Origin of the sequence: Paenibacillus lutrae, from assembly GCF_009757775.1 — a bacterium.
Taxonomy (GTDB): domain Bacteria; phylum Bacillota; class Bacilli; order Paenibacillales; family NBRC-103111; genus Paenibacillus_F; species Paenibacillus_F lutrae.
The window spans coordinates 509,560-529,482 of the sequence record NZ_RHLK01000003.1 but is presented as its reverse complement, the minus strand read 5'-3'; the positions used below and the strand labels follow the sequence as shown (position 1 = coordinate 529,482).

14 protein-coding genes and 1 pseudogene are annotated in these 19,923 nt (G+C 47.7%); 13 read left to right on the top strand and 2 right to left on the bottom strand.

The window, feature by feature from the left end:
* Positions 1–116 precede the first annotated feature (116 nt).
* Together sdaAB and sdaAA are read left to right on the top strand one after the other, a co-directional pair.
* Positions 117–797 (top strand): L-serine ammonia-lyase, iron-sulfur-dependent subunit beta, encoded by a 681-nt coding sequence (sdaAB, locus tag EDM21_RS08490; protein ID WP_157334597.1) that lies wholly within the window; start codon positions 117–119, stop codon positions 795–797.
* Positions 794–1,690, top strand: a complete 897-nt coding sequence (sdaAA, locus tag EDM21_RS08485; RefSeq protein ID WP_157334595.1) for an L-serine ammonia-lyase, iron-sulfur-dependent, subunit alpha — start codon at positions 794–796, stop codon at positions 1,688–1,690. Before sdaAB ends, sdaAA begins: the two co-directional genes overlap by 4 nt.
* Positions 1,691–1,810: 120 nt before the next feature.
* Here sdaAA and EDM21_RS08480 read toward each other — a convergent pair whose 3' ends face one another.
* Entirely contained in the window at positions 1,811–2,170 is a 360-nt protein-coding gene (locus EDM21_RS08480) for a hypothetical protein (RefSeq protein WP_157334593.1), read from the bottom strand.
* Positions 2,171–2,502: 332 nt separating this feature from the next.
* Between EDM21_RS08480 and EDM21_RS08475 the strand changes: the two genes are divergently transcribed.
* The 5 genes from EDM21_RS08475 (at position 2,503) to EDM21_RS08455 (ending at position 11,733) form a co-directional block, all read left to right on the top strand.
* Positions 2,503–4,251, top strand: coding sequence for a hypothetical protein (locus EDM21_RS08475; RefSeq protein WP_157334591.1), 1,749 nt, complete (start codon positions 2,503–2,505; stop codon positions 4,249–4,251).
* A gap of 153 nt (positions 4,252–4,404) precedes the next feature.
* Positions 4,405–6,720 (top strand): arylsulfatase, encoded by a 2,316-nt coding sequence (locus tag EDM21_RS08470; RefSeq protein ID WP_157334589.1) that lies wholly within the window; start codon positions 4,405–4,407, stop codon positions 6,718–6,720.
* A gap of 517 nt (positions 6,721–7,237) precedes the next feature.
* Positions 7,238–8,296: an AAA family ATPase gene (locus EDM21_RS08465; protein WP_157334587.1), complete on the top strand. Its 1,059-nt coding sequence runs from the start codon at positions 7,238–7,240 to the stop codon at positions 8,294–8,296.
* A gap of 3 nt (positions 8,297–8,299) precedes the next feature.
* Positions 8,300–10,111, top strand: a complete 1,812-nt coding sequence (locus EDM21_RS08460; protein ID WP_157334585.1) for a vWA domain-containing protein — start codon at positions 8,300–8,302, stop codon at positions 10,109–10,111.
* A gap of 197 nt (positions 10,112–10,308) precedes the next feature.
* Positions 10,309–11,733 carry a glycosyltransferase family 2 protein gene (locus EDM21_RS08455; RefSeq protein ID WP_157334583.1) on the top strand — a complete coding sequence of 475 codons (1,425 nt, stop codon included), beginning with the start codon at positions 10,309–10,311 and terminating at the stop codon, positions 11,731–11,733.
* Between the two features lie 19 nt (positions 11,734–11,752).
* Here the strand turns inward: EDM21_RS08455 and EDM21_RS08450 are convergent, their stop codons facing one another.
* A complete protein-coding gene (locus EDM21_RS08450; RefSeq protein ID WP_157334581.1) occupies positions 11,753–12,673 on the bottom strand; it encodes an ArsR/SmtB family transcription factor in 921 nt (306 codons plus the stop codon).
* Positions 12,674–12,851: 178 nt separating this feature from the next.
* On the opposite strand from EDM21_RS08450, the gene EDM21_RS08445 reads away from it, so the two are divergent.
* The 6 genes and pseudogenes from EDM21_RS08445 (at position 12,852) to EDM21_RS08420 (ending at position 19,811) form a co-directional block, all read left to right on the top strand.
* Entirely contained in the window at positions 12,852–14,630 is a 1,779-nt protein-coding gene (locus tag EDM21_RS08445; RefSeq protein ID WP_166541895.1) for a sugar-binding domain-containing protein, read from the top strand.
* A gap of 707 nt (positions 14,631–15,337) precedes the next feature.
* On the top strand, positions 15,338–15,625 hold the full coding sequence (locus tag EDM21_RS08440; RefSeq protein WP_157334579.1) for a hypothetical protein: 288 nt from the start codon (positions 15,338–15,340) through the stop codon (positions 15,623–15,625).
* A gap of 420 nt (positions 15,626–16,045) precedes the next feature.
* A pseudogene (locus tag EDM21_RS08435) lies at positions 16,046–16,450 on the top strand (restriction endonuclease); the annotation flags it as partial.
* 270 nt (positions 16,451–16,720) lie between these two features.
* Positions 16,721–17,551 (top strand): DUF5677 domain-containing protein, encoded by an 831-nt coding sequence (locus tag EDM21_RS08430; RefSeq protein WP_157334577.1) that lies wholly within the window; start codon positions 16,721–16,723, stop codon positions 17,549–17,551.
* A gap of 984 nt (positions 17,552–18,535) precedes the next feature.
* Complete coding sequence (locus EDM21_RS08425) at positions 18,536–19,114, top strand: hypothetical protein (protein WP_157334575.1); 579 nt, start codon at positions 18,536–18,538, stop codon at positions 19,112–19,114.
* Between the two features lie 121 nt (positions 19,115–19,235).
* A complete protein-coding gene (locus tag EDM21_RS08420; RefSeq protein WP_157334573.1) occupies positions 19,236–19,811 on the top strand; it encodes a hypothetical protein in 576 nt (191 codons plus the stop codon).
* The last annotated feature ends 112 nt before the right edge of the window (positions 19,812–19,923 follow it).

Sequence of the window (19,923 nt, the reverse complement as noted above, 5' to 3'; positions counted from 1 at the left end):
TGTGTGATAAAAGGACAGTGACAGGACATGCATGGCATGCGTAAACCAATTCATCTGCAAATAAGAAGCGCTATCCGGTTGTTATCCGTAGAGGCGGAGAAGGGGAGGGAGCGGGGTTGAGGTTCAAGGATGTGTTTTCCATTATCGGCCCGTCTATGATCGGCCCTTCGAGCTCCCACACGGCAGGAGCGATCCGGCTGGGCCGGGTTGCCCGGCAGTTGTTCGGGGAGCTTCCGGAGAAGGCGGAATTGACCTTCTTCGGATCGTTTGCCGACACTTACCGGGGACACGGCACCGATCTGGCTGTTGTCGGCGGCCTGCTGGATTATGAGACGGATCATCCCCGTATCCCCGATTCCCTTGAGGATGCGGAAGCCGCAGGGATGGAAGTGATTTTCCAGACCAGCAGCGGACAGCACACGCATCCGAATACGGCCAGAATCTCGCTTTCTTCCGGGGAGCGGGAAATGACCGTGGTCGGGGCTTCCATTGGCGGAGGGAATATCGAGATTCTATCGGTGAACCAGTTCGATCTGAAGTTCACGGGAGAGTTCCCTACACTAGTCATTTCCCATCTTGATCGTCCGGGAATGATCGCGGATATTACGGCTCTTTTGCAAAGAAAGAACCTGAATATCGGATATATGGATCTGGACCGGAAGGGCCGGGGCGGCGAAGCCATGACTGTTATTGAAGCCGATTCACCGGTTACAGGCGACCTTATAGCGGAAGTTAAGCAGTTAAGCATGGTGGAAGACGTAAGGACTGTGGATCTCGCGGAAAGAGGGCAACTATGAGATTTCGTACCCTGCAGCAGTTGGCTGAAATATGTACAGCCGAAAATAAGTCGATCGGTGAGTTCATGCTGGAGGAACAAGCACGGGAGTCCGGCAGAAGCACCGATCAGGAATTTCGCAAGATGGCGGATTACTATCAGGTGATGAAAGAAGCCGTGCACAAGGGGCTGACGGAAGACACGACTTCACGCAGCGGGCTCACCGGCCTCGACGCGCAGCGCGTCATGAGCTACATGAGCGGATCGGTGCCGGCGGTCGGCGAGGAAGCGTGCAGGGCCATGGCGTTCGCGTTGTCCGTGTCCGAGGTGAACGCCTCGATGGGCCGGATCATCGCCACGCCGACAGCCGGCTCCTGCGGGATTATCCCGGGCGTGTTCGTCAGCGCCCAGCAGAGGTTCGGCTGGGATGACCAGCGCCTCGTCATGGGCCTCTTCAGCGCCGGGGCCATCGGCTATGTCATCGCGAACAACTCGTTCGTGTCCGGCGCGGAGGGCGGCTGCCAGGCGGAGGTCGGCTCCGCGATCGGCATGGCCTCGGGGGCTATGGTGGAGCTGCGCGGCGGCTCGCCCGCGCAGGCGGTTCACGCGGTCGGCCTCGCGCTGAAGAACACGCTCGGGCTCATCTGCGATCCCGTAGGCGGGCTCGTGGAGATACCGTGCATCGTGCGCAACGGCTTCGGCGCCGTGAACGCGCTGGCGGCCGCAGATATGGCGCTGGCGGGTGTGCAGAGCGCGATTCCGTCCGACGAAGTCGTGCAGGTCATGTACGAAGCCGGTTCCGCTATGCCGGCGAAGTACCGGGAAACCGCCAAGGGCGGTCTCGCGCAGACGCCGACCGGCAAGCAGATGATGCAGGAGCTGAATCTGAAGAAGCGGAGCAAGGATAAGAAGTAGCAGAAAGCAGTTCAGACGGTGTGTCTGGACTGCTTTTTTGATCGATCGGCTCTGTTAAAGTTAAATCTTGTTCAAGCAGCGCACCCGATTCCGGAATACTTAAAAATCGAGAGAAGTGTCTTACACAAGACGGTTCTCCAGGGATTCGATTGCCAGGTTAAGTGCATGTAAGCGACGCTCATTTAATGTTTTTTGAGAACTGCCTTCTTTTGCATGTGCTATCTGCTTTTCGATAGATGGAAGGATACCTTGCAGAACTTCTTTAGAAGTCAGTATGATTTCGTCGTCATAGGAAAACCCTTCCCCATACCAAGTATCTTTGAGACTCTCTAAACCGATAGTTACAGCGTTTCGTCTCTTTTTGACAAGGGTTGTGTTTGAACCTTTTTCTGTCATGCTTTTATAAGCATTAGATAGTTTATTATAAGTCGACTCCAAGGATTTAATGGACAAATCTTGGATAGCTTTGCTAATAGTCATCCTATATGAACCTCGCTTTCTTTGTTAGTAGTACTAAAAAGTTAATAAATTTCTATCCGGCAATATAGTCCGATTGTTGAATTGTGACTAAACACTAAATCTGGCTAATCGTAAACTACCATAAGTATCCGGCATTTTAAATACAAATCTTTCTCCGGACCCGGCGGCTGCGGGGGAAAAGCCCGTGACACGCGAAATCTGAACGGATATTGAAACTGGCCTTGTTGCGATACGGAGGCCGTTTTTTTTGTTGCGCCCGCATCTGGAACAGGTCTGAAAAAACCTTTAAAATAAGAGACTAGACAGCATCTTCGTTCAGATTGGGAGAGATCATGGTGGTACCTGACACGGCTACAATAGGAATATGGCTGGATTCAAAGGCTGCGGATAAAAGATGGCGGTACGGACTGAATGTTTTTGAACTGTACTTGAAAGAGATCCTGGCGCATGCAGGAATCCCGTATGTGATGCTTGGAGACAGGGAAGCGCTTGAGAAGGCCAAGCCGGATGTGCTGCTCATTGCTGTAAGCGGGGAAAGCAATATCGAGCTGGAACAGCTCAAGCATTATGTCAAGGATGGCGGTATTTTGATCTCTTATGCGGGTCTAAACCGGATGGCAGGGGCACTGCAATGCAGAGAACTGGTATGCAGGGAACCTGTCTACGTAACGACTCCGCACCTGAATGCGGCTGCGGGTGGCAGGAAGCTAAGGGCTTTGCAAGCAAAGCCGTGGGTCCGGATTGACCGTAGAGAAGGGGCGTCGGAGGGCGGGCATTTGTTCAAAGGAAGCCCGGACGGAGATCCGATCGCTGCCGCTTATCTTGAATTTGAACTGGGGGCAGGGAAGCTGATCCGCTGGAATGTGAACATTCCGGGGACGATAGTCGGCCTGCAGCAGGGGGACGGGCCCGTGATCGAGGATGGAGTTCCTGCCCCGGACGGGACAGGCGCCCTGGATGAAGGCATCCTTAAGGCGGATGACGGATGCATGCTGGATTGGGCGCTGGACCGGGAGTTTACGGGCGCAGGGATGCCCTATTATGCACTTCCTTATGCGGATCTCTGGAAGGAAGTGCTGGTGTCCCAGGTGCTGCGAGAATCGGCTAACATCGGACGCTTGCTTCCCTTCGTTGACTATTGGCCGGACCATACGGAACAAGTCGCGATGATTTCTCTGGACAGTGACTTTAACCATGATGATTCCGCACTGGCCGCGCTGGCGCTGCTGGAAGAGATGGATGTGAGAGCTACGTGGTGCTTAATCGAGCCGGGCTATTCCAAGCCCGTCTATGAACGGGTTGCAGCGGCCGGTCATGAACTGGCTTTTCATTACAACGCGCTGGCTCAGGAACGGGGCAAGTGGGAGCAGGCCGAGTTTAACCGGCAGCTTGAAGTAATCCGCTGTGCGACCGGTGCCCGAATTGTGACCAACAAAAATCACTATACCCGCTTCGAAGGCTGGGGAGAGTTGTTCCGGTGGTGCGAAGAAGCGGGAATCGTAAATGACCAGTCCCGTGGACCGAGCAAAAAAGGCAACATCGGCTTTTTGTTCGGAACGTGCCATCCTTACTTCCCCATTGCCTGGTCGGACGAACGGAACCGGATGTACCGGGTACTCGAAACCGGTTATTTGACACCGGATCTAGCTTATCCTTCTCTTGCTGATACCAGCGTGATCATTCCTCTGCTGAACCGGGTACAAGAAGTCCGGGGCGCCGCGCATTTCCTGTTTCATCCGATTCATATCCTGCAGAAGCCCAAAGTGCGCGACGCGTTACAACAAGTGATCCGGGAGGCGAAAGCGCGGGGCTACGAGTTTTGGACGAGTGAAGACCTGTATAGGTGGGAACAGGCTCGCAGGAGCATGCTCTCGGATGACGGGAAGCTGCATCTTGATAAAGCCCCTGAGGGAGCTGTCGTATGGGTTCCCGTTACGGGATCCGGCGGCGAAACGATTGCGGGGACTGAAGAGGCTGAAGAGACTGCACCTGGTTCAACGGAAGCGCCTATGCTGCGGGAAGCGTCCGGTATAGACCCGGAAACAGTAATGCGATTCGGAGTCTTATGCCGCCGAATATAATTCATACTTGTATTATAGGGATAGTTGGTTTAAGATAAAGAAATCATTTACATACCTGCCGATTGGTTCACCAAAGGCACCCTTTCTTATCATGCGAAGGGGTGCCTTTTTTGTTTGTTCCATGAGCAGACTTAATTGAATGGAGGGATATGGATGAACAGGCGCCACAAAACGAAACGATGGGCAAGACCGGTAACCGTAACGACGGCTTTGGCGATTACTGCCGCCCTGCTGCCGACAGGCGCTGCCTATGCGGGAGGGACCGCTGGTGTTGCCGCACCTGCGGCCGCTGGTGTCACCGCATCGGCAACCGATGCTGCGCTGGCCGCAGCTCCCGGCGCACAACCGAACGTCGTGTATATCGTCCTCGACGATATGGGATTCTCCGATCTCGGGAGCTACGGCTCCGAGATCAAGACGCCCAATATCGACAAGCTGGCGGCGGGCGGGCTCCGCTACACGAACTTCCACGCGACGCCGCTCTGCTCGCCGACCCGGGCCAGTCTGCTGACAGGCCGCAATCCGCAGGCCGTCGGCATGGGCTCCGTGGCCAACGTCGATCTCGGGCCGGAGTATCCGCATACGCGGGGCCGGGTGAGCCCGACGGCAGCAACTGCCGCCGAGGTGCTGAAGGGCGGCGGCTATACGACGCTGGGCGTGGGCAAATGGCATCAGGCCCCGCTTCATCAAGCGACACCGGCCGGGCCCTTCGAGAATTGGCCGCTCGGCAAAGGATTCCAGCGGTACTACGGCTTTTTGGACGGCTACACCGATCAGTACGCCCCCCAGCTTATAGAAGACAACCATGTCGTAGACCCGCCAAAGAAAGAGGACTACCATCTGACCGAGGATTTGGCAGAACATGCGTCACGTTATGTGAGCGATCATGTATCCGTCCAGCCGGAGAAACCTTTCTTCCTCTACTGGGGATTGGGTGCCCAGCATGCTCCTCATCAGGTACCGCAAAGAAATGCGGATCTTTACAAAGGTGTATATGAAGCAGGATGGGACCGGATTCGCGAGGAGCGGTTCGAGCGTCAGAAAAAAATAGGCTTAATCCCAGAGGATACGCCGTTTCCGGCAAGGGATGCGGGTATTGCGGCCTGGAGCTCGCTCAGCCAGCAGCAGAAGGATTTGTATGTACGTTACCAGCAGACCTATGCAGGAATGTTGACTCAGGCAGACGAGCAGATCGGACATTTTCTGGACGATCTGCGTAAATTCGGCAAGCTGGACAACACCCTCATTTACCTTATTTCAGATAACGGTGCGAGCAAGGCCGGCGGTGAAAATGGCAGCATAGGCTATTCGCAGTCGGGATTCGGCGGCGGCAGCGGAGGTACTTTGGAGGATAAGCTGGAATCGATTGAGGAGCTGGGCGCAGCCGGAACGTACACGGAGTATCCGGTCGGCTGGGCGCAGGTGAGTGCCACGCCGTTCAGGCAGTATAAAGGAACGGCTTATAACGGCGGTGTCCAAGTGCCGCTTATCGTGCATTGGCCGGATGGGATCAAGGACCGCGGCGCTCTGCGCACACAGTTTCATCATGTCTCTGACTTGACTCCGACGGTCTACGAAGTGCTGGGGATTACCCCGCCCCAACAAGTGAACGGGATACCGCAGCAGCCGATAACCGGAACGAGTCTGGCCTATACATTTAGCGGGCAGAATGAACCGACCCGCAAGAAGACACAGTTCTTCCTCATGAACGGCAACCGGGCCATCTGGAGTGAGGGCTGGAAAGCAGTCGCTCTGCGCAAACCTGGGGTGCAATTGGAGCAGGAGGCGTGGGAGCTGTTTGATACACGCAGCGACTATAACGAAAGCAGGAATCTGGCGCAGCAGTACCCCGAGAAACTCAAGGAATTAAAGAAAATCTGGGACGAAGAAGCACGTAATAACGGCGCTTATCCTATTGTGAACGGCTATTCTTCACCTGCCGTAACCGCAGCGGCGCCCATTCGAAGCAGTTTCATCTACTACCCGGGTTTAAAACATATCGGTCTGTCCGCAGCCCCCAAGTTGAAAGGGATAAGCTATGAAATCTCCATACCGATTCAAAGGAAAGAGGTGAAGGAAGAAGGGGTGCTTGTAGCTGCAGGCGGAAGTGATAGCGGGTACACGCTCTATCTGAAGAAGAATGAGCTGATTTATGAGTTTCACCAGTTTGGCAAGGTCTACAGAATCGTGTCGGATACGCCCGTTCCCCTGGGGAAAGCAGAGGTGAAATTCGTATATACCCGTGCTGGAGAAAAAGGCGGCAGCGGGGCCCTATATGTGAACGGCCGGAAAGCCGGGGAAGCGGAGCTGCCCTTTACGGACGTCCGTTCCACAGACGGGCTGGACATCGGCCGGGATACCCTACTGCCGGTGAGCCTCGATTACGGGGACCCGGACGAATTTCCTTTTACAGGCTTACTTGAGAAAGTGGAATTCAAGTTGCAGCCGTTAGCGGACAGCAAGAAATAGGCAGGCTTCAGGCTAAACCCGAAAGGGGCTGTCCCAAAAGGGTAACCTGAGTGGGACAATCCCATAATATGTGAAAAAGAACCTTCAAAACCACTATAAAAGTGGATCTGAAGGTTCTTTTTTAACAGCATATCACGTGAAAAGTGGGGACTGAATTGTCTTAAAATGACTTTTAAGACAGCCCCTTTGGCTTGTCTGGAAAAGTTCATTCCTGTTGGGCAGCAAGCCGCCGCCTAAGGTTAAAGCTACAGGTGTTCGATGAAGCTGCCGTCCTGAAGATAACCCTGCAAGACGGACTGGGAATTGTTCTCCGGAAGTGAATTCATGCCCCATAAATGCGAATCACTTCTTGATACTGCGTATGGTTTCCTAGCTCCTTCGTAGCGGTATCTTCTTAAACTATCGTTATAGTAGTTTATTGCCTTGTTATCCCGTATACCGGAGCGTAATATGGAAATATCTATCTGTCCGAGCTTGTCTTATAAGACACCTCTGATCTGTAAAGGAGCATGAACGATTGAATATCGGCATTAACGTATCGCAAAAAGAACTATCCGAATTTTTACTCAACGTGGCTGTTGTACGGCCTGTCTTTATATGGGGACCTCCCGGCATCGGCAAATCCTCGCTCGTCGAGCAGTTTGCCGCCGATCTGGGCCTTCCCTGCGTCTCTCTGCTTGGCAGCCAGCTTGCACCCGAAGATATTATCGGCGTTCCCCAAATCAAAGATGGCGTCAGCCAGTTCTGTCCCCCCAAAATCATCGCCAGAACCGAACCTTATTGCTTGTTCCTCGACGAACTTAACGCTTGTTCGCAGGAAGTCCAGAAAGCCTTCTACAGCCTGATTCACGAACGCCGGATCGGCGAATATCACCTGCCGGAAGGGTCAATCGTGATTGGAGCCGGGAACCGGGCGCAGGATAGCGCCATTGTGAAGCCGATGTCTTCGGCACTCATTAACCGTATGTTCCACGTGCAGTTGAAGGTTTCTCCTAAGGAATGGTTCGGCTGGGCATACGACAACGGAATTCATCCCTATGTAATCGAATACCTGCAGGCCCGTCCCGATCATCTCTGGACTCAGCCTCCCAAGACCGAAGAACCGTTCTCGACACCGCGTTCCTGGCATATGCTCAGTGATGCTTTGAATGAATTTAAAGACGGTCTATCCCTGGAGCAGGTCGAAGTCCTGGCAAGAGGATGCCTGACTCCGGATCATGCGCTTCAGTTCAAAGCATTTCATAAGAATTTGAAAGGCAAATACCAGCTGAACCAAATCTTAAACGGGGACGTGAGGTTTCCTTCGGATGCGGCGGATCGTGATTTGCTCTATTTCTTGACATTGTCTTTCCGTGCCCTGATTATCAAAACACTTCCCGAGAAGAAAGATTCCATGAAAGAAGATCATAAGAGCTTTGCTCATCGTGCCAAAGCGCTTATAAAAGAACTGAGTGAAATCAGTCTGGAAATGGCGCAGCTTGTGGTGGCAGATCATGGGGAGGGACAGGTATTGCCGGGATGGTTTACGGTAGAAATTATACGGGATTTACCGCGTTTGGCAGGAAGGGACAAATAGTAAATGGCTAACAAAAGAAAATTAACGCTCGATCCCGCTGCCCGGAATTACGCTGAAGCACAGCATTTTATTGAAACGCATCCGATGTTCGCTCCTTTGGCAAGCCATGCCTGGTTCTACAGAAGTGATGATTTTTTCCGGTACTGCGGGGAGGACGGCTGGGCTGTTGTCAGCAAGCAGGGCTCGGTGTTGGTCCATCCGAAGCGCCGGGGAGAAGTGGAAGAGTGGATCTATATTCTGGCACACTGTCTGCTGCATCTGGGATTCGGGCATTTTCAGAACCGTGAGAATCCTGCTTTCTGGAACGTGGCCTGCGATGTGTATATTGCCAAGTTCTTGTCGGATATGAAGCTGGGCGCAAAGCCGAAGGCGCTGGGCTTTAGGATCGATATCCCGGTATACAGCGAGCAGCGTCTTTATGAGCAATTTCTGGAGCGGGGTGTTCCGGAAGAATGGAAACATTACGGGACGGCAGGGGCAAAGGCAGGAGACATGCTCCTGCATGCGAATGAACAGCGGTATATTGCGGACCGCAAAATAAACTGGGAGAATGCCTTTGCTTCAGGGCTGTCACTGGCTGTTACGAAAGCTGTTCATGTTGCCGCAGGGGTTGACGTGTCGATGCTGAGCGGAGACCAGAAGCTGTCGCCCGGCAAAATAGCACGCAGCTGGTTTATCGACCACTACCCGCTGCTGGGGGCGCTTGCTGCCGGCTTCTCCCTCATAGAAGATGCTGCAATCTGCCAGCGGATGGAGATCTCAGTAGCGGCCATTGACGTAATGGACCGTGAAATCTATTTGAATCCGGCTGCGGGGCTGAGTGCGGAGGAATGCAAATTCGTAATGGCGCATGAACTGCTTCATGCCGGGCTCCACCATCACGCACGCTGCCAAGGAAGAGATCCGTATCTGTGGAACGTCGCGTGTGATTACGTGATCAATCATTGGCTCGTTGAAATGCGGATCGGAGAGTTACCGCAGGTAGGGATTCTGCTCGATGACACGATGCACGGACTCTCGGCGGAATCTGTCTATGACCGCATCGTGACGGATATCCGCACTTACCGCAAACTTACAACGCTGCGGGGAGCCGGAGGGGCGGATATGCTGGACAAGGGCAGAGAAGGTTTCCATGACCCGAGGGACGGCACACGCATCGATGACTTCTGCCGGAATGCTCTGCAGCAGGGACTGCTGTACCACCACGAAGCGGGTAGAGGAAACATTCCGGCGGGCCTCGTCGAGGAAATCCGGGCGCTTGGGCAGCCGCCGATCCAATGGGATATCGAGCTGGCCAAATGGTTCGACAGCTATTTCACTCCCGTCGAGAAGGTCCGCTCCTATGCCCGTGTAAGCCGCAGACAGTCCTCAACGCCGGATATTGCGAGGCCCAAATGGATGAACCGGGGCGGCGAGGATGACGGACGGACGTTCGGAGTCGTGCTGGACACATCGGGTTCGATGGACAAGAAGATGCTTGCCAAAGCGCTCGGTGCTATCGCCAGCTACAGCCTTTCCAGAGAAGTCTATGCTGCCAGAGTCGTTTTCTGTGATGCGGCTGCCTATGACGCAGGTTATATACGTCCGGAAGCGATAGCGGAAAGCGTGAAGATTAGAGGAAGGGGAGGGACCGTACTTCAGCTGGGAATCGACCTGCTGCAGCAGGCAGAGGATTTTCCGAAAGACGGCCCTATACTGATCATCACGGATGGATTTTGTGATAAGGTGCGTGTAAAACGCGATCATGCGTATATGCTTCCAAAGGGGCACCATCTTCCTTTTGTACCTAAAGGACCGGTGTTCCGGATGGAATAGAGAAGATACCCTGCGAGGGATTCACTGTTTTACAGCCTTTCGGCTGTAAATAAGAATCTCTCTTTTTTATGCGAAGTTCAAAAAAATAACATATTTCATTCATTGATACAGAAGTAAATAAATGATATAAGTAAAAGATCGTTCGATAAATTACAAAATAATCTATTATTTAACAAGAAATTGAAGGAGACAAAACGATGGACGTATCTGTTATTATTCCGGTTTACAATAATAGAGAGGAATTCGAAAGATCCCTGTATTTTTTAAGCAAGCAGCAGGTAAGAGAGTCTTTGGCGTATGAAGTGATCGTCGTGGATGACGGTTCCTCGGAGCCGATCCGGCAAATCGCGGAGAAGTACCAGTCTAAATTGCCGAATCTCCGTTATATTTACCTCGAGCGCACTCCGGACTCCAACCGGTCTAGAACAAGGAATACGGGGATACAGGCAAGCACGGGAAGCAAGCTGCTCTTCCTGGATTGCGGCATTCTGGTGCCGCCGAATTATGTGGAATCTGTCGCCGGACTTCTGGAAGGCCGACCGGAGCTTGTGCTGCTGCATTATATCCTGGGATTATTTGCTGAGGTGAACGAGAATGAAGCAGATGACATCCTCCGGCTCACTCCTGAATCGTTCGAACAGTTCTGTGACAAGATGAAGTACACCGCCAATTGGGAGGACTATAGAGCGGTAAGCTTCGAAAGTGTGCAGAATGATCTGGACCAGTTACCGGCCCCCTGGGTCTTGGGATGGAGCGGAGCGCTCAGTACATCGAGAGAACTTGTCTCCAGGACAGACGGATTCGACGAGTCGTTTAGGGAATGGGGAGCCGAGGACATCGATTTCAGCTACCAGTTGTACAGGAACGGGGGAAGTTTTCAAGCCACCGAGCACATCAAAACGCTTCATCTTCCCCATGAGGTTACCAACAATGATGAGAACAAAATGCGATCCTCGCTGCGGAATAAATTTAAAATTCATCAGAAGAACGGTGATTTTGATACGGAGCTGTACCCCTTCTGCGCAGATATGTACTATAACCAGCTTATGGGCAAATACAACCGCCTTCTTACCAAATATTTCACGCCTACATACAGCGAATCGTTAATGAATGAGTTGAATACCCGATATTTGTCCAATGGGGAAGGCAGGTCGCTGCTCGTGGGGTCTGATTCTCATTCGGTGATCCAAACTTTGCAAACCACACATGTTTTTCTTCAGAATAAAAGTATTTACGAAGCGTATTCCCAGACTTTTAAGGATAAGAATATCGTCTACGCACTCGGAATTAATACGTTCTACGAAAAGCATTTCTTTGACGTGGCCATCATGACGGACTATTACCGGATGTCCAGCCTGCCTATGCTCTTGTTTATGTTCAAAGAGTTGCTGCGAATATCCGGCAAATTAGTTGTCATCCATACGGAGGATCATCACTGTTTCGAGAGCGGAGCCGGATGGCTGACGTGGGATCAGGTGACTCCGTTCTTGCGCAATTATGGATTTACTTTCGAGAAAGTGGAGCAATCCGGACGGCACAGCATAATGGAGATTACATCTTCCGTCTCCTTGCAAAGAATGTCAACCGCCGATTTGCTGACGGTTTATTACATGTCTTTGTAGGCGCAGGGGACCCGGCAGCTCAGTAGGTGATCTTCACTTCAATATCCTGCTCATAATTGCCGAATTGTCTGCCGAACAGACTTACACCGCCCGGATGCTTCGCATCTTCGCAGGACCCGATCCGGAAGCGTATTTCTTCAGCCGGTGCAATGGCAAGATCCTGAACCGTGACAGGAGAAAGCTGAATCCCATCCATGAAAGTCCCGTCTGTTGTGACAAGCAGAGTCTTGAGCAGACCGTGCTGCGTACTGCCGGGTTCCCACCAGGCAGGGGTAAGCTTGCCCCGGACACTGCCGAAATCACCCGGGGATGTCCAATTGCATACAGCCGTATCGTTTACATAAAAAGTGATATCGGAAGGCCAGTTCTCTTCATATCCGGGAGCTTCCGAGCAAATTTCAAGCGAGATGCGAATGCTCTTCACAGGCAGTTTGCCTGCCAGATAATTCGGAATCCGGTATTCTACATACCCGCTTGCAAACCAGAGATGCTGCGCCTTTACATGTTCAGGTTCGGCGAAATAGCGGGGATCGTCCCGCATGCCGATCAGCTTGTTCCCGGAAGCCAGGCCGCAGGTGGGCTTGACTTGATAGGCGCTATACTGCCCGACCGGAATGGAAACCGTATAGTGGTCTTGTGCCGGGGGCTGCCATTCACCGCTTCCATTATCCGGTTTAAAGAGCAGGGTGACCCTATCCAGGCGGAGTGAACATTGTTTCTGCATCCCGCGTTTGCCTGCCATAAGCTGAGTCGTGATGACACCGGCTTCTTCCAGCTGATGAACGTGCTTCGTCACAATAGCGGAAGAGATTCCCAGCTTAAGGGACATTTCTTTAATATTCAGATTTTCATATCGGAGGAGTTCAATCATCTTGATCCGGGTCTGTGAGGCAAGAGCCTCGAACAGGGGCAGATTACGCTCATTTACTTGCAGGTCCATGTGTGGTTGCTTCCTCCATTATTATTGGCTTAAAAATGTTGACAACCCCATTGTATAACCAAATGGTTAATTAAACAAGTTTGATATTGACTATATAAAAAGGCTAACTTACAATCAATTGTAAAGTTATCGGGTTAATTATTAACTATTTAGTTAACTAATTGGGAGTGAAGACATCGTGAACGAAGAAGCTGTGAATGCGCAAGTCCCTCGCGACGAATATCCAAGGCCGCAATTGACCAGACAGGAATGGTTGTGTTTGAACGGGGAATGGGAATTCTCATTCGACGACGCCCGTGTGGGAGATGCGGAGAACTGGCACCAGCCGGGTGTGGCATTTGAAAGGACAATTTCCGTACCCTTTACTTTTCAAAGTAAGCTTAGCGGAATCGGAGATCCTGCCATCCATGATCTCGTCTGGTACCGGAGGGATTTTGAGATTCCTGCGGGGTGGTCAGGCAAGCGGATTCTGCTTCATTTTGGTGCCGTCGACTACAACGCGCGCGTGTGGGTGAACGGGCAGCTTGCCGCTCTTCATGAAGGCGGGCATACGCCTTTTCAGGCGGATATCACCCCCCTGCTTGCTCCAGGGAGCAACACCATTGTACTGCGTGCCGAAGATTTCAGCCGGGATGTCACGCTGCCTCGCGGAAAGCAGTATTGGCTGGAGAATTCCGCCTATATTTTCTACACGCGGACTACGGGGATATGGCAGAGTGTTTGGCTGGAGCCTGTGAACGATGTACATATTAAGAAAGTGATGCTGACACCGGACATTGACAGAAGTGAAATCCGGGTCCGCACGTTTGTCGAAGGACTCCAGGCGGCAGATGATATCAAGCTGCAAATTACGGTAACTTTCCAGGGCGGCATAATCTCCGAGGATACGTACTCCGTTCATCTGCCGGAAGTGAGCCGGGCCATCGGACTGCATGATTTTACAGACCATGGTCTAGGCCGTTTGTGGAGTCCGGAGCATCCGAATCTCTACGACATTACCTTCCGTCTTATGCGGGGCGGGGAAGTGCTGGACGAAGCAGCGAGCTATTGTGGCATGCGTAAAATATCGATTGAAGACGGCAACCTGTGCCTCAATAACCGGCCTTATTATCAGCGTCTTGTCTTGGATCAGGGGTATTTTCCCGAAGGCATACTGACTGCACCGAGTGATGAAGCCCTGCGAAGAGACGTGGAATTGACCAAGGAGATGGGCTTCAACGGCGTCCGTAAACACCAGAAAACAGAGGACCCCCGTTTCCTGTACTGGTGCGATAAGCTCGGTTTGCTCTTGTGGGGTGAGGCTGCGAATGCTTACGATTATTCCGAGGAATACGTGCGGCGTTTTACAAAAGAATGGCAGGAGATCATCGAACGGGACTATAACCATCCTTGCCTGATAACCTGGGTGCCCCTTAATGAAAGCTGGGGAATTCCCAATATTCAAGTGGACAAAAAGCAGCAGCAGCACGGCCTGGCCATGTATCATTTGACCAAATCTCTGGATGAGACGAGGCCTGTAGTGTTTAACGACGGATGGGAGCAGATGACAACCGATCTGTTAACCATTCATGATTACGAGAGCCGCAGAGAAGTACTGGAAAAGCGCTATGCGACCGTTGAATCAGCCGTAAGCGCTAGACCGGGCAACCGCAGGATTTTGGTGGGAGGCGCAACCTATCAGGGACAGCCCATTCTGGTATCCGAGTTCGGCGGAATTGCCTACAAGAAGAGCGAGTGGGACGGCTGGGGGTACTCGGGAGCAGAGAACGAAGAAGATTTCCTGGAACGGCTGAAGGCGGTTCTTGATCCGATGTTCTCTTCCCCTGTCATTCAAGGGTACTGCTATACCCAGTTAACGGATGTCGAGCAGGAAATTAACGGGCTGCTTACTTATGACAGACAGCCTAAAGCTCCGCTTGAGGAGATACGCAGGATTATGACGGGTGGACAAGCTTGAGGTAATCGTTAATTTTTTTGATGGAACTTATTTTTATCAATAGCGAAGTATCAAGTGTCTGCCCATTTTTTATAAGATCTGTTATGATCGGGAAATTTATAATTGCAGCAATCGAGATCTATCTTTAAAGCTTGTTGAATTCAGGCGGCCACAACTTTATTCCAGTTTAATGTATGTTATATATTAATTTTACATTTTACATTTAAAGGATATAATGATATTTGTAAAGTCAATTTTATAAATCATATCTTACTGGAGGTAGTGAACTGAGCAACAGTATAACTCCGAATAGTAGTGTGACCGTCACAAGAAACGCAATAGTTGCCGCCTATAAGTCAGGAAGTCTAAAATAATTTGGAAGTAATGGGCTTGTAACTTTTACAGGTAGCAACAGTGATTTCATAAAGAATGACTAATTTTAAAAGAGAGGGGTAATCCCCCTCTCTTTTACATGAAAGGACGAGTCTAATGAAATCGAAAAAACTTATTGTGATTACTATTACTATATTAATTATGATTGGAGCCCTGACTGTGTATAATTTCATCGATAATTTAACTGAAAATTATGATCAAATAGGATTATCGGCGACAATTCAATAGTTTGATCAATGGGGCACATATTGTAGCTAACTATACTTTTACACACTAAGATTTTTAAAAAAAAGAAAGTTAAGGGAATTTTCGTTTCATCCTCTGGCCAAACTTCAATGCTTAAGGTTGGAAAGTCACTTTTCTATATTTATGTCCACGAAAAGAAAGAAGATTATTTGATAAGTGATGATGAAATTCTATCTGCTAAATTGGCAGATTTAATTGTCAGGAAGATCTATAAATTCATTATGGATAATGGTTCTTCAATAATAGGTGAATTCATAGAACAAAAAGTAATGGGGAATGCAGTTCATTCAATTTGGATAGATATAGGTCGACAACCTGTATACATAAATTATAAAGACATAGAAGAAATAATTGAACTTGATATTGAATACTTGTAAGTAATTCGAAGATGGCGAGAATATCACCCACATTGTATTCAAACATTGGGGCTATCGCCCCTCGGTTGTCAGAGGTATAATCGTAGAAGAAGCTCAAACAACAAACGACCCAGCCTAAGAAAAGAGCTATCTAAGGCTGGGTCGTTTGTTCGTGAATACAAGCACGTAAGGTGAAATTCTATCATGTACTAATATAAACCTGAAATACGATACAGCAAAAGTAAAATTAATAAGTTCTAGGAAATCGAACGTGAGGTGGAAACAATCAATCCATATCGTGAGTTTGTCGCTAGTATCACTGCTACAGAATTTGAAAAGTACTGTTTGGAAATATTGAAGGCGTACGCGGAAACCGAGTTACTTAAGGATTTCTCCATACTTCATAACTAAAAAGTTCAGACCAGTGATGGAGAGTACCAACTTGATATAATTGCTGAATTTGTGGCACTATCTGTAGGCTTTAAAGTTATTGTTGAGTGCAAGCGTTATACGAGACCAGTAGAACGTGAGAAAATAGTAGTTTTAGCCGATAAGGTACGAAGTTTAGGTGCACACAAAGGGATATTAATTTCTACATCAGGTTTTCAAAGTGGAGCAACAGAATATGCAAGACAGCATGGAATTGCTTTATTACAAATATTCGATAAGTATGTTATGCATGCTCAAGCCTCTAGTAATCTCCAAACAGATCCTATACTCCTAGAATTTATTAAACAGTCTCCTAAATTTTACGCCTACCAATGTGACCTAAATGATTTTCCTGATAAAAAAATATATCCCTCGAAAACTATGGTGTTAGAAATTAAAAAGAAGATATCGAAATAATATTACGACGATGACGAATTAAGAAGAATTCTGTCTTTAAACAAACAACGCTATGTTCGAAATCAAGAGAAGTACTTTTTTCATAAAATGGATACTTCACATAACAATATATTCACGCATCGGGCATACGACCTCGGTCCGGCAGAAGGATTTCGAGGAAGTCGATTTAGGCGGATATACCTCGAGGCTAAGTCTAGTAGACTCGATCGCTTTTCGACCTTAAGCTTCGAGGCGAGTGAATACGGGAAGTTAGATGAAAGGGATGCAACTATGAAAGAAATGAATTTCCGAACCAATGAATTTCTTAAATTAATAGAAGTTGCAAAGAAAATGTCAAAAATAAACCAAAGAATAGTAAGGTCGACAACTTCTTTGAGAACGTATTATGCTCAATTAATTTTTGAGAAATCTTTGCTGAATGCTATAAGTATTTCAAGATTAATACCAACTAATGATGAGGATTACAAGTATCTCGATGTAAGTTCGATTGCAAGCTTAGCGAGAAATCTGATCGAGGTTCACCACGTTTTCAATTATTTTTGTGAAAGAAATATAACTGAAGATGAGTTGGATTTTAGAATGTATCTAGCTAGTTATCATAATTCAATAACCCGGAATAAAATAATTGAACGACTTGGAATAACACAAATAGAAGGAATATTTGATGCAGACTTTTCTCACTCAATAATTAAGTCATACCTAATTGAAAGTAGAGTATTTAATACTTTATCAGAGGGACTAAGGAAGGAAATAATTAGAGGAAAGCATGCATTTTTCTTTAATAGGATAGCAAAAGATATTACTCCAATTAATAAGGTTCAGGAATCTGGTATTTACAATTTATTATCTAATTCAGTTCATTCTTATCCCTTCGGATTGAATAATTATTCCGGTAGATATTTTAGGGATCATTTGGATAATATCGGATTAGCATTTATATCAGTTGAGATTGGAGTCTTGTTTTTATCATCGATTATCAAGGAATATCTCTTTATTAGAAAGAAATTATCGAGGACACTAAGTAAAGAAGAATATAATGACATAAATAATATAAGTAGGATCAATTTGTTAAACGATTGGATGCAATTAAAATTTAAATAAAAGTGTTTAAGGGTTATTTTAAGAAGGCATCCCCACCATATAACACAGCATTCACATAACGGGAACTGAAGCTCCCTTGGTCAGCCCTAGGCACACTACGAGAGAGTGAATCAGGCGAAGACATTTCTTACTCTCAACAAGATATTTGGATCACTGAGATAGATGTATTTCCCATCAAACCGAAGGAAGCTGTTAAAGACTTATCTGAAGAAGTATTCCGCGAAGGAGGATGGACACTGCGCCAAATTGTACACCATCTAACTGCATCGCGGCCGCCCCTAACGGGCCTTAAGGTGGTGAGGCGTCGTGAACACGGAAACGTTATTTGAAATCATCTAAATTTAAAAATAATAGGACAATCAAAATGACAGTCATTACAACAGGAATCTCATTTCTTGCATTTATTGTTTCTATAATTACACTCTGTCATCATATTATCACTAGAAGAACATCAGTTTGACCCTTATTTATTCCTAACAGAATCAAGGAGTTTGTAAATGATGATAATCTGTTTGCATGTAATTTTGAATATCCCGTTGCAGACGATTTTTGGGCGAGCCTAAACTAGTCTTCTTTGGTATAAAAAATATAGGAAAAGGCTCTGCAAATAATGTTCAAGTATTAAACTTCCGGAGTTAAGATGAAGTCCATCATATTTTTCGAGTTGGTTCAAATGTGATTCGTATTCCAGAGGGAATTTCTATACCATTTGTTATAAGGGTATCCAGAGCAGATGCAACTGACTATCATTTTGCAACTTATATAACAACCATTAGTTATATGTAATAAGTTGATGTAGATGGCTTCGGGTAACACCGCATTCACATCGTGCTTACGTCCTTAGGGAAGCGGGATCCATTTGGAGGACCTGCCAGGCTAACTGCGCTTTGTGCAACCGGTTATTATGTGACCTTAAGCCTCTCGGCGTCGTGAATACGGGAACATTATAAGAAATCCCTGTAAGGACACAAATAAGGAGAAATAATGAAAAAATATAAAAGAAGAATAATACTTATAGTCGGTCTTCTTGTTTTTGGTTTGTATCTGCTACATATATCAGAATACTCATTTAGTCAGGAAGGGGCACTTAAAGATTCGTTCCCACAATACAATGGAGATATCGTATTTGAGCAGAACTTCAAAAATAATAAAGTAGTTATCTTGAAGGGACCGCAAGGGACTTATGCAAAATTAATAAAATCAAAATGGAAAATACTTTTTCGTGTGACTAATGTTTCAGTTTTAGGTCCAATGTATCCGGAAGATGAATCCATCTTGAGGACTTGGTCTGCAAATCTAAATTCAAATAAGAGATATGACACAATACTAGCAGTTGAAGTTTCGGATCCCAAAATTATGAAAGTGATCATAACAAATGAGCAGTTTGAAGAAAAAGCATCTGTTGATTTAAATGAAATAAAAGAAAATTCAAAAGTATTTATAGAGCTAGATGTCGTAAATGGTTACGCGGGTACTTTCCAGGAGATGGCGATAGATGAAGTAGGTGGATTTGTATTCCGAGGAGTAGATAATACAGGATCAATAAAGTATTTCGGAAGATAATGTGATGGAGGAACATGGTGATGGACATAAAGCAATCGGTTTCAAACAGGGTTAAAGATTATTCCGTCGACTTTATAATTCGTGACAGTAAAAACAATGATTCTCAAATGGGGGTGACGCCTTGAAGAGAGCGGTAGTATGCGGTTTGGCGACTTTATTGATTTCGGTTACCATGATCATTTTAATGGTGCAGTTGTTTCCTTATACAGGGCTCGGTCGAATAATTGCCATACCTATGACGATTGTGGTTAATTCAGCTATTATTGCTTTAGGTATTTTTTTGTCCAGGAAGATGGAACTTCCACAGTTTGTTATTATATGGACTCTTATCATAGTCATAACCGCATCAAATACGATTACATTCCATCCACAAGAAAACAGTCCATCGGTTTATAAGCAGATTGGACATAGCATCTCAGCAGTCAAGCATAATGATGAAATAAAATTGTTCTCATTATATAAGCCGATAGAATCTCATGACGCTGAAAAGCTATCCCCCGACAAACAGACACCACAAGAGTATATCGTGGCCTTACATAAATTCAGGTTTGAAATACCTTTAGACGGTTCGTTTGTTCTCGATGAAAGTGTAAATAAATATGGCGTAGATCCTGCGATCCGAAATATCGAAGAAATTTCCGACAAACTTGTTGGACATTATGAGATTTTGTGGTGGTATCTAGAAATATTTAAATAGTTTAACGGAATCGTTTAATATAAACATACTAGCTAAATAACAAATTAGAAGTAGCAAACTGAGGGCAGTAACAGTGAATAACATGGCATCTACGCATCATGCTGGGTTCTTG